This window comes from Streptomyces sp. URMC 124 (assembly GCF_051386455.1).
Taxonomy (GTDB): Bacteria; Actinomycetota; Actinomycetes; order Streptomycetales; family Streptomycetaceae; genus Streptomyces.
Window position 1 is genome coordinate 1 of sequence record NZ_JBPQTS010000639.1, and the last position, 239, is coordinate 239.

1 protein-coding gene is annotated in these 239 nt (G+C 49.0%); it reads right to left on the minus strand.

From position 1 onward, the window contains the following. On the minus strand, window positions 1-239 hold a 239-nt coding region (locus ACSNOG_RS33990), incomplete at both ends, for a glycoside hydrolase family 16 protein (protein ID WP_436756518.1).

Sequence of the window (239 nt, forward strand, 5' to 3'; positions counted from 1 at the left end):
TCCATACACATTATCCTGCGGAAGCATCCAGAGCGCAGGCCAGATGCCGTTGCCGGTTGGCAGCTTGGCACGGAAGTCCACTCTGCCGTACTTGAGGGAAAAATGATCCTTGGTGTTGATCTTCCCGGAGGAGAATTGTGCATACCGATTTGGATCCTGCGGGAAGGATTTTGGTTCGTTCAAAGCTCTAATATTGAGCTTTCCGTCCTGTACAAAAACATTTTGCGCACTATTGGTAT